The sequence below is a fragment of the Bacteroidota bacterium genome (genome assembly GCA_013360915.1).
Taxonomy (GTDB): domain Bacteria; phylum Bacteroidota; class JABWAT01; order JABWAT01; family JABWAT01; genus JABWAT01.
Window position 1 is genome coordinate 114,422 of sequence record JABWAT010000005.1, and the last position, 12,132, is coordinate 126,553.

7 protein-coding genes are annotated in these 12,132 nt (G+C 51.0%); 4 read left to right on the top strand and 3 right to left on the bottom strand.

Translation table 11 applies throughout. The features are described 5' to 3' along the window. Positions 1–156: 156 nt before the first annotated feature. From HUU10_08495 to HUU10_08505, 3 genes are read left to right on the top strand one after another with little or no spacing between them, the layout of a single operon-like run. Positions 157–4,476, top strand: coding sequence for a response regulator (locus HUU10_08495; GenBank protein NUQ81632.1), 4,320 nt, complete (start codon positions 157–159; stop codon positions 4,474–4,476). Next, positions 4,458–5,735, top strand: a complete 1,278-nt coding sequence (locus HUU10_08500; protein NUQ81633.1) for a hypothetical protein — start codon at positions 4,458–4,460, stop codon at positions 5,733–5,735. Before HUU10_08495 ends, HUU10_08500 begins: the two co-directional genes overlap by 19 nt. Positions 5,736–5,737: 2 nt before the next feature. After that, positions 5,738–5,998: a hypothetical protein gene (locus tag HUU10_08505; protein NUQ81634.1), complete on the top strand. Its 261-nt coding sequence runs from the start codon at positions 5,738–5,740 to the stop codon at positions 5,996–5,998. A gap of 12 nt (positions 5,999–6,010) precedes the next feature. On the opposite strand, the gene pyk is transcribed toward HUU10_08505, so the two are convergent. From pyk to HUU10_08520, 3 genes are all read right to left on the bottom strand, one after another. Further along, positions 6,011–7,444 carry a pyruvate kinase gene (pyk, locus tag HUU10_08510; protein NUQ81635.1) on the bottom strand — a complete coding sequence of 478 codons (1,434 nt, stop codon included), beginning with the start codon at positions 7,442–7,444 and terminating at the stop codon, positions 6,011–6,013. 109 nt (positions 7,445–7,553) lie between these two features. After that, complete coding sequence (locus HUU10_08515; GenBank protein ID NUQ81636.1) at positions 7,554–7,961, bottom strand: response regulator; 408 nt, start codon at positions 7,959–7,961, stop codon at positions 7,554–7,556. Continuing rightward, on the bottom strand, positions 7,958–10,657 hold the full coding sequence (locus HUU10_08520) for a hypothetical protein (GenBank protein NUQ81637.1): 2,700 nt from the start codon (positions 10,655–10,657) through the stop codon (positions 7,958–7,960). Before HUU10_08520 ends, HUU10_08515 begins: the two co-directional genes overlap by 4 nt. A 167-nt stretch (positions 10,658–10,824) precedes the next feature. On the opposite strand from HUU10_08520, the gene HUU10_08525 reads away from it, so the two are divergent. Beyond that, entirely contained in the window at positions 10,825–12,105 is a 1,281-nt protein-coding gene (locus HUU10_08525; protein NUQ81638.1) for a glucose-1-phosphate adenylyltransferase, read from the top strand. Positions 12,106–12,132: the final 27 nt, after the last annotated feature.

The window sequence follows — 12,132 nt, forward strand, 5'->3', positions numbered from 1 at the left end:
GACTTGCAGTTGATTTAAAAAAAGAACATCAAAGATATTTTTACAGGCTTTTAAAGTCAATGAAACCGGCCGATATGCCAAGCTGAACCCTTCTGGTTAAAGACAAAAATGACGGAAATTTGAAATTCCGGTTCCTGAAGTATCTTTATAATAGTAATGGAAGCTCAGACCTCTGACAATCGAACCGTTGTGAAGCACTTTACCCCAGGCAATCAGGATATACCACTGGTCTCTTCCTGCAATACTTGTGTCCCTTTCATCACCCCTGCACCCGTTTTAAAGGAATCCTTCCAACCATTTTCCATCTTCAGAATCCGGTTGTTCTTTTTATCCTTGCTGTTTTTCTGGGTGATTCTTTCCGGCTACACCGCTGCCGTGGCCGATGGCAACAGAGGGTATACCATCCGGGCCTACGGCCGCGGGAACACCGATATCCCTACCAATCTGACCAAGGCCATCACTCAGGACAAAGATGGGATGATCTGGGTTGGCAGTGATAATGGCCTCATTCTGTTCAACGGCAGCGAATTCAGGACCATTACCGACGGGCTTCCCAGCTTCCTCATCAAACGGTTTTATCATTCCCCCTCTTTTGCCTATCCGTTAATCATCACCGACCGCGGAATTGTTGAAGTCCAATCCACCGATCCGGTTTCTGTCCGTACGATCATTTCAGGGCACAATCTGGTGACCGACTCGACCATGTTTTACGCCAAGAGTATCTATGAACAAAAGCCCGGTCACTATTTTCTTGGCGAACCCGGCTCGGTTCTGCGCATAGTTAACGGCCGCTTTACCCGGTATGATTTCGAGGAAAAATACCGCGCAGATGATTTCTTCAGATCTTTCCAGTTTACCACGCTGAATGACTCGACCCTGCTGGTCACCTCCCAGCGTGGCTATGTGTTCCGTTTTGATGAGCCCACCAATCGATTTGTTCTCATGCCCATCACCGGCTCATTCAATATCAACCGGATCGATGCGCTGATCACACTTCCCGATGGCCGGTTGCTGGCCGGGACCGATTCCGGTGTATATGAACTCCGACCCGACGCCTCCCTGTCAACGGTTTCTCTCCATCTGGTCGCTGAAGTGACTGGTGTTTCTTCACTGGTACTGAAGGATGACATGCTTTTTATCGGTACCTGGCGGAATGGATGCAGTATCATGCCAATCGACAAACCCGATGGCCTCAGGCGGCTCACCGATCTTCCGTTCCGTGTGATCACCGATATATTCGCCGGCGCAGACGGAACCGTCTGGCTTTCCTCGGATGAAGGCTTTGCCTTTATCCGTGAACCCCTGTTTTCGTCCTTTGAACTCCCGGTTCCCACTCTGTTTATTCAGCAGATACAACCCCTGCCCGATGGTTCGGTGCTTGCCACCGAGGGAAATTACGTTTTCCATGTCACCCTCGATGGGGATGAACCCCGGTTCAGACAACTGTATGCCGCCCGGTCCAGCCTGATCATGTCGATTCATGGTACACCCGACCGGTTTTACCTGGGCTTCAAAGATGGTTTCATTGAGGTGGTTGAAAAGGGGAAACGGATCAGAACGTATCAGCTGCTCAGAGGGCGCGAATCGAACCGGATTGTTCAGTCCATGGACCGGTCACCCGGCGATACACTTTTCTTTCAATCGGTCGGTTTAGCTGGTTTTGGAATGATTCTTCCCGACGGGACACTGAGGGAAATCACTTCACCCGACCTGACCACTATCAGCTTTGCAGCCATCGCATTCGATCCGGTCCGTAAGAAGGTTTATCTGGGAGGCACCACTTTTGAAACCCTTCTTTATGAATATGATCTGCAGACAGGGGCCTTTCATTCACTGAACCTATGGGACCACCCGATGTCGGCGGAAAACATGGGGGTCAATACCATTACCATCAGCCGCGAAGGAACTGTGCTGCTCGGAACATCGCGGGGCATCGCAGAATACGATGGTTCCTCCCTGCGTCTACGATCCGGTTTTGATGAAACTCTGAATGTGCGCTCCTTGTATGATGACCCGGCCGGCGGACTCTGGATCGGACATGAACACGGTCTCATCTACCAGACTTCCGGTGAAAACATCCGGTTCGATACCAACGATGGCATGGGAAATATCACCGTTTCCTTCAGATCCATTGTTAAAACACCCGACAACCGATTGTGGGTGGGAACCGCTGCTGGTATCAGCTTTTTCAGAACTCCCGAAGCCATCCGGCTTTCAAGATCCAGAACCCCGCAGATCCTGAACCTGAAAGTCAACGAAGACCGGATCACCACGATTCCTGATAATGGGCTGACCATCAACTCAGGCTCTGGCATCGAATTGTCTGTTTCGGCATTCATGTTTCCCACCGAAACCGTCCGCTACCAGATGCTTGTGGCCGGTCGCGATTCCATCCAGCGCGACTGGAGAACCCAATCGACCTTCTTTATTCCCAACCTGACCCGGGGCACTTATCAGATTCATGTCTGGGCCCGTCAGAACGGATTTCTTTCCAGCGAACCGCTGATTCTGACCATCCGGGTGCTTCCGGCCTGGTATCAGACCTGGTGGGCCATCAGTTTGCTGGTGGTGTTTCTTTTCTCGGCCTTCATATCGGTTTCCTACTGGCGACGCAATGTCCTTGAGAAACGACGGACCGAAACCGAACTGCGGAAAAGTGAACAACAGAACCGGGAGCTGATCGAAGCACTCCCCGATTTCTGGCTGAGGTTGTCTGGAAAACTCGAGGTGATTGATTTTCATCATGGTACCGCCCAGTTGCCATTTTTCACCATCGGTCAGCTCGAAAGACATCAGACCATCTGGCAACTGTTTCCGCCTTCTATTTCCCGGCCTTTGACCGATTGCATAAACCGGACCCGCGAAACCGGTGATTCCGGCACCGTTATTGTTTCGGTGGATGATCAGGATGGTCAACTCGATTTTGAAGCCCGGTGTCTGGCCCTTGGCAGCCGGGAAGTCATTCTCATCTTCCGTGATTTTTCAAAGGAAAAACAGATTGAGCGGGAGATCATTCATGCAAGAGAAACCGCTATCGAAGTCAGCCGCCTGAAAACCGAGTTTCTGGCCACCATGTCTCATGAGATCAGAACTCCAATGAACGCCGTCATCGGTATGACCAGCCTGCTGCAGAAAACCGTTCTTTCTCAGGAACAGGAAGAATACATCAGAACCTTAAGAGAAAGCAGTGACTCGCTGTTACGGATCATCAATGAGATTCTGGATTTTTCAAAGATCGAGTCAGGAAAACTCGAGGTTGATATACGGCCTTTCCGCATATCAACCGCCACCGAGGCCGTTCTGAACATGTTTTATGCCCGGGCACTCGATAAGGGACTTCACCTCCAGGTCATTTATCACCGGCAAACCCCGGCCGATGTCATCGGGGACGAATCGCGTTACCGACAGATTCTGAGCAACCTCATCGACAATGCCATCAAATTCACGCCCTCCGGCGGAATCCTTGTCAACATCAAACCGGTTGAAAAAGAGGACCGGTCATATGTCGAGATTCATATCCGCGATACCGGCATTGGAATTCCTCCGGACAGAATGGACCGTTTGTTCAATGCCTTCAGTCAGCTGGATGCCTCGGTGACCCGCAAATACGGTGGCAGCGGTCTTGGCCTGGCCATTTCGAAAAAACTGGCCGAGCTGATGGATGGAAATATCTCGGTGGACCGCCGGCAATCTCATGGAAGCCGGTTCAGAGTACTCATACCGACCACCGCCGTGGAAGGTACCCTCTCCGAAGACATCCGCCAGATGACCATCCGACCCGTTACCATCTGCCATCCCGACCGCGTGATCAGATGGATGCTCAGGGAATTCTTCAGAGAGCTGGAAATTCCGGTACAGAGTTACCGGAAACCCGATGAGGTCCCCCAGTCTTCAATGCTCGTGATCACCCATGCAGAACTGGCCCGACAATTTACCCACCCCAAACAACAGGTTGTGGTTCTGGGTCCCTGCACCGATCAGGCGATGAATGGTAAGGCCTACTCTGGAATTGCCGGAATTGATTTTCTGAGATTTCTGTTCACCGTCATGGAAAAGGAGCAGAAACCGGTGAGCGAGCAACCAGTTCGGCTAGCGGATAAATATCCTATGAATATTCTGGTTGCAGAGGACAATCCGGTTAATCAATTATTGATGAAACGTTTACTGGGAAAACTGGGCTATGAAATCACCATGGCTGCTGATGGTCAGGAAGCCGTGAATTCGCTGCAAAACACCCAGACCGACATCATTTTCATGGATGTTCAGATGCCTGTCATGGACGGACTCGAAGCGACTTCCCTGATCCGGACCCAATCAGGTACCGGCAAACGACCCATTATCATTGCTCTCACAGCCAACGCCCTTGAATCGGACCGGGAGGCATGCCTGAATGCTGGAATGGATGACTACCTGTCTAAACCGGTCACCATCACCGATATAGAACGGATAATCAGAAAATGGGCCGGGTCGGTCTGAAATCTCACTGGTTCAGAGTGAGTCTCTGGCTGCTGAGCGGAGTCCTTCTTTTATCCTGCGAAAGAGATGAACTGGACCGTTCCGATCTGGACCTTCAGATTCAGATTGTTTCACCCGATCCTTCTCTGGTAGTCACCGCCGATACGCTCAGAGTCCGCCTCAAACTGATTCCGGATGACAGTCTCCGGTTTGATGAATTGACCATTGATGGAATCCGTCCGGTATTTAAAGATGGGGGATATGAATGCCTCCTCAATCTTTCCGGCAGAGGCAAACGGATTCCGGTACCCATTAAAATCCGGGTGGATGGGCAGGTTCGCTACACCGACTCCCTTCGATTGGTGAAATTCACTTGGCAATCGCCCGTTCTGGCGGGCCACCTGACTCAACCCAGGGCCAACCACGCCACCATTCTTCATTCCAATGACCGGCTGCTTACCAGTGGGGGCGTATCCGGCTATTATGACCCTGCCCTGAAAAGCACCGAGTATTTTTCACTTCTCAGCGGCTCAAGTGATTCCTTGCCGTCCTGGAACCTTCTTCATGCCCGCGCGGGCCATGCCATGGTGTCGGTGGCCCGGGAATCCTTCATGGTTTTGGGAGGGATGACTTCCTTCCGGCCCGGTCAGGCGGGAAACAACCTTCTTCCCACCGAATTGGTTTATCAATTCCTTCATACGGTACTCGATACCAGCGATCTGACTGCAGATTTTGCCTGGTCTCAATCGGGCTCTGTGTTACTGACTCATGGTGGCTGGAATTCCGATTATACCGGACGGTTTGTAATTGACTCCCATTCCATTACACGGACTTCCTGGAAAAGAACCGGCTACCAACTGGCACTTCATTCCCTGACACCCATGACAGCCACCCCCGGTTTATGGTTTCTGGCCTCAGGTGATTTTTCGTGGAATTACCCGCTGATGTATTCCTTTTACCTCGGCGAGGATAACGGAGCACTGTACCCGTCCGACCTGTTTTTCCGGATTATCCGCCTGGACCATACCGCCACCGCGCTGCCGGGAAACTTTATTCTGATTGCAGGCGGACTTCAGAACCCCGGACCAGAGGAGCGCCTGGTGGAGGAAATTGAATTGAGTGACCTGAACCGGGGTCGTAGCTACCGGCTACCCGGCAAATTATTGACTGCACGGGCAGCCCATACCGCCGTGGCAGCAGGATCGTTTGTATATTTTCTGGGAGGACTGGATGCCAACCGGCAAGTCCTTTCATCCATCGAAAAAATGGCACTGGAGTAATCATGGACCAACCACCGAAAGTCGACCCATCCGTTGAAAAGGAATTTTTACAGATCGTGAAGGAAAAGTATGGCGGGAATCTGGAACTGGCCGTCAACCGGGCTTTTCAGTTGTTTGTCATGATCGAAAAGCAGACCGATGGCATGAAAATCATGATGGATAAGATCTCAGCCATCCGAAGTCAGATCACCGACCTGAATTCGGAAGCTGCAAAGGCCCTGCAGGATATCAACGAGATTAAAAAACGGGCAAAAGAAACCTGATGGCTGTCAGCTTCAGATTTCTTCAATCCGCATCATGTTTGTGCTGCGCCGTTTGGTAAAAGGAAGACCGGCCGTGATAATAATGCGGTTCCCCTGACGAACCACATTCTGCTCGAGTAGGATTTTGCGCATGTCATCCACGGCATCATCCACATTGTCCTTGAAATCATTGATCAGGTAACCCTGAACACCCCAAACCAGACACAGTTTCCTTAGAGAAACTTCGCGGGCTGTCACTGCGATAATGGGCTTTCTCGGGCGGAATTTCGAGATCATGACCGCCGTAGAACCCGATTGAGTCATACAGACAATGGCCGTTGCGTTCACCATATTGGCCGCAGTGGTGGCAGCCAGACCGGTTGCCAGCGGAGTTGAGTAAACAATATTCTTGGGTTTGTAATCGCCATCCTGACCGTTACTGAGGGCATAACTTTCGATGATCGAAATGATTTTGGCCATGGTCTGGACCGAATCAACCGGGAAGGCCCCAGCTGCCGTTTCTGCCGACAACATAACCGCATCGGTACCATCCAGAATGGCGTTGGCCACATCACTGGCTTCCGCACGGGTCGGTCGCGGATTGTGAATCATTGACTCGAGCATCTGGGTGGCCGTAATAACCGGAACCCCCTTCTGATTGCACATTTTGATAATCTTCTTCTGAACCGGAGGCACGTCTTCGGTGTTCAGCTCCACTCCAAGATCACCCCGAGCAACCATAATGGCATCGGCCACATCGGTAATGGCATCGAGGGAATTCACGGCCGATGGTTTTTCGATTTTAGCAACCACCGGTGTGGAGCAACCTGCTTCCGAAATGATCCGTTTCAGCTGCAGCACGTCATCGGCCCGCTGAACAAAGGACAGGGCGATGTAATCCACATCGTGCTTCAGTCCGAAATGAACATCCTGAATGTCTTTTTCTGAAAGAGCCGGCACACTCATCAGAACGTCGGGAAGGTTAATCCCTTTCCGGTCCTTGAGTATCCCGCCGAAAACAACTTCGGTTATGACATCACGCTCGGTCTTTTCGACCACTTTCAGGCGCAGCAATCCATCATCAAGCAGAATGATGTCGTTAACATTCACATCGTTAACGATGCTTTTATAGGACGTGGAAACCCGTTCATCATTACCCACAATGTCATCAACGGTAATGGTAAAACGCTGACCGTTGGTCAAAGAGGTTTTTCCATGCTGGAAGGTACCAACCCTGATTTTCGGACCCTGCAAATCCTGCAGAATGGCAATCGGCTTATCGATGTCCTTCGACACACGCCTGATCAGGTTGATACGTGCAAGATGATCCTCGTAAGAGCCATGGGAAAAATTTAGTCTGGCTACATCCATTCCGGCCAGCGCCAGGTCCCGGATGGTTTCGTAGGTGTTTGAGGACGGTCCAAGCGTGCAAACGATCTTGGCACGGCGTGAATTGAGGTTAATGATACTCAAGTCGAATGGTCTCCGGTACGTGGAAAAGTGGCGTCAAAGGTAAAAGCCACAACGGTGACTTTCAAGTGCAAGGCAAAAAGGTAAAGTAAAGACAAAATTGTACTTAACTTGTTAAGCTAAGATGGTCATCGACCAATTTCCGGAGGTCCGGGGAGGAAATGGGTTTGGCAAGCATCCCCAGTGCACCATCACTGATGGCTTTATCCATTCGGCGGCCAATATCACCATCACTGGCAAAACCGGTAATGAAGAAGGTTTTGACGGGTTGATTGTTATTCAGCTTTTTCATTTCATAAAAAGCTTCAATGCCATCCATCACCGGCATTTTCACATCCATCAGAACGAAATCAGGTTTGACCAGGCGGGCATTTTCCACCGCTCTGGATCCATCTTCCGACTTGATTATCTGCAGGGCACCCGACCGGATGGAATCCCGGAAATAAATTTTGAGAATGGTCTCAAAAATATCCCGGATTCCTTCTTCATCATCGACGATAAAGATGGTCTTCATGGTTCATTCTCTCCGGTCAAATCGATCATGGTCTGATCTTTGGTGTACTTTTTCGTCTTAAATTTAGCATCATTCAATAGTTGTTCCAACTTCGCCATTAATTTTTTCATCCGGCCAATCCCTTCTCCGGCCCGGGCAAGCGGAACTCCGACTTCCCCCGGTCCCTCATCCTTTACCATATCGATGATTTCCAGATTGCCGCTCACGATCTGGAGTGGCTGCCTGAGCTCATGCAGAACTCCGATGGTAATCTGCCTCAGCAATTCTACCCGCTCCCGCTCCTGTTGTTCCCTCCGGAATTCACGGTAGCGACCCAGGGCGTACAAACCAGCCCCCAGACCTGCAAGAACCAACAGACTGAACCACCAGGTGCGGTAAAAAGGAGGAACCACCCGGATGGCAATGGAAAGGGTGTCCGTCGACAAGCGCCCATCCGAATTGGTTCCCTGAACCAGCAATTGGTAGTCACCGGGGTCCAGATTGGTATATGTGATATAACGGCGGCTGGTCAGGGCGGACCACTCCTCATCGAACCCCTCCAGCATAAACCGGTAACGGTTCTTATCTGGATTGGTGTAGTCCAGCGAGGCGAATTCCAGAGAAAAAAGATTCTGACGGAATTTCAATCGGATGGAGGTCAGAAAGGGCGCAGATAGCGCACCGGCCACCGGTTGATTCATAATAGAGAAATCGGTGAGAACAAGCGGGGGAGCAAACTGATTGTCAGTCACTTCACCGGGAATGAACCAGTTAAATCCTTCGATCCCGCCCACATAAAACCGTTCCGAGGCATCACGGAACCAGGATCCGCCGTTGAATTCCTTACTCTGAAGCCCGTCTGACTCATCAAAACTTCTCATGGACCCTGTTTCCGGATGGTAACGTACCAACCCGGAATTGGTTGGCATCCAGAGAAATCCGGCCCGGTCGGGCAGAATGCCATAAATATACCCGTTTGGCAACCCATCCTTTTCGGTGATCCGGGTAAACGACCGGGTCTCCGGATGAAACCGGTTCAATCCGGCCGTGGTCCCCACCCACAGCGTGTTGGTAACATCCCTGCTGAGGCTTCTTATGTAGGAATCACTTAAACTGGTGGTATCATCGGGTTCCCGGGTATAAAGATGGGTCACCCCGCTCGATACCTGATAATGATAAAGCCCGCGGAGGGTCCCCACCCAGACCCATTGGTTGGTGTCTGGCAGAATGGCACGGATACTGGCCGTCTGCAGCCCTGCAGGAAGGTTTTCCGGACGAACAAACCGATCGGATCCCATCCGACGAATCCACAATCCGTTTCCAATGGTTCCTGCCCAGATGTCGCCCGAAGCTGTTCTGTTCAGAACACGGATGTCATCAGCTGGACCTGTCTGGGACCCCGATAAACGCAGCACCACTGTATCCACCTGACCGCTGGTTGCGAAACGGATCAGCCCCGATGAACTTCCCGCCCAGACACCCGATGAATCGGCCAGGAGTGACAGGATAAACCCATTGGGTAAACGGGGTTCACTGATCCTGCTGATGATTTTTTTCAGCTGATGCCGGCCGTCATATACCGAAATACCTCCGCCATAAGTTCCTACCCATAAATCGTCGGGTGATACACGGGCAAAGGACATGATGCTGCTGACGGGACCCTCCTTCCCGCCCAGATTGAACTTCACAGGCTTCAGATCCGCTTTAAAAAGTCCACCGGTTTCGGTTCCTACCCATAAATTCCCTGACCGGTCCTCTGAAAGTGACAGAATAATCATCTGATCAGTCACCGATCCGCGCCCGGTAAGCAAACGGATGGGAATCAGCTCGTTCTGTTCCGGAAGATACCGCCAGAGTCCATTTCCGTACGTTCCCACCCAGACCGAACCACGGGTGTCGGTCAGCATGGCCCAGACAGACAGATCCTTTCCGCCAGCAGGCATTCCTCTGAACCGGATTCGTTCAAATAGTCCTGTTTCGGGGTTGAATCGCTGCAATCCAGCCTGATAAGTACCAACCAGAAGCTGGTCACCGGGCAATGGTAACAGGGACTGAATCCGGTCAGAGGCCAGTGAATCAGGATGTCCCGACTGACGGAATTGCCGAAGCGGAACTCCATTCGCGGAAACATGGATCAGACCACTTCCGAACGTACCAACCCAATAACTGCCGTCACTGGTGTGAATCACCTCCCTCACCCGCCGGTAAACCACGCCATTTAACGAGTCCGGCCATTTAGTCACCTCACCCCGGCCAGGATGGATGACGGCCAGTCCGGCATCATCAAATCCGACCAGAACCTGGTCACCGGTTTCCTTCAGAACCCTCACCTGCCGGCCCGGAAGCACCCGCAATCCTGAACCCTCAGCCGACCATAAACGGGTCCGGCCGGCCTTCCAGTCCACTTCATCGAGCCCCTGTCCGTGATACCCAACCCACAGACGCCCGCCGTGGTCTTCCAGCAAGGCCTGAATCTGATTATCTGCCAGGTCCACAGCTCCTGAATGGTGCTTTCGGATGGGCGTAAAACCATAGCCGTTGAACAGATTTAAACCATCCCGGGTGGCCACCCACATCAATCCGTTTGCGGATTGCCTGATCGCCGTGACAGAGTTCTGACTGAGGCCATCAGACACGGAATAATTGTGAAACACCAATTCCTGTGCAGAAAGCAACAGAGGAAAGAAAAGCAGAAAAAAATGGGGGACTGATTTCATTTTTCAAAAATACTCGATTTCAAAATGGGTTCTTGCATACCCGCCCGATATTAATAACCGATTAAGAAAACCGGTTCCACTTTCCCGAAATTCAAATACACCCTGCCCAGCCTGCAAACAGAGGAGATTTTAATCCTTATATTTACGAAAACTTTTTGGAGGTCGTAATGGACAGAATTACTGCGGTGATCCTTGGTGGTGGAGCCGGAAAACGTTTGTTTCCACTGACCAGCAGCCGGGCCAAACCGGCCGTTCCGATCGGAGGAAAATTCCGGCTGATCGACATCCCGGTTTCAAACTGCATCCACAGTAATATCCGCCAGATCTTTGTTCTGACCCAGTACAATTCTGAGTCCCTCAACCGGCACCTGACCCAGACCTACCATTTCGGGAACTTTTCGAACGAATTTGTTCAGATTCTGGCAGCCCAGCAAACCATGAAATCAACCAACTGGTATCAGGGAACGGCCGATGCAGTCCGGCAGAACCTCAATTATATCTCAAACATTGAGAATCCCTATACCCTGATCCTTGCGGGCGATCAGCTGTACCATATGAATTTCAGGAAGGTCCTCGATCACCACCTTAAAATGAAATCTGACCTGACCATTTGTGTCCTTCCGGTCAGCCGTGATCAGGCTCGTGGTTTCGGAATTCTTCAAACCAGCAAATCGGGCCGGATCACACGTTTTTACGAAAAACCCACCGATGAAGCACTTCTCGACAAACTGCGGTTATCAAACGAGGATATCCGTCAGGTTGGCATTGAACCCCATGGCCGGAATTACATGGCCAGCATGGGGATTTATCTGTTCAACACCGATACCATGAATGAACTGCTTAAAGGAACCAGTCACGAGGATTTTGGCAAGGAAGTGATTCCGGAAGCCATCAAGCACAAACGCGTTCACGCCTACTTTTTTGATGGGTATTGGGAAGACATCGGAACCATCAAAAGCTTCCATCAGGCAAACATTGCCCTGACGGATGACGTCCCGCTCTTCGACTTTTATGACGAAGAACACATGATGTACACTCACCCTCGCTACCTCCCCGGATCCAAAATCAAGGATGCCGAAATACACAATGCGGTCATCTCGGAAGGATCGATTGTCGAAAATGCAAAAATCATCCGGTCCATTGTCGGTGTACGTTCGGTTCTGAGAGCCGGATCCGAATTGGTGAACACCTACATGATGGGGGCCGATTATTACGATACATCCGAGTTCAAAAACCGTAAATATGATCCCGAGGATCCAATGATGGGCGTTGGCGAGCGTTCAATCATTCTGAATGCCATCATTGATAAAAATGCCCGCATCGGACGCGATGTGAAACTGATCAATCATGCCGGGCATTATAACTATCAGGACGACTTTGTGAATATCGTGGATGGAATCATTGTCGTCGCAAAAAACAAACGGATTCCAGACGGATACGAAATCTGATCCGGAATCCGGCAGGCCGGTTTTTCT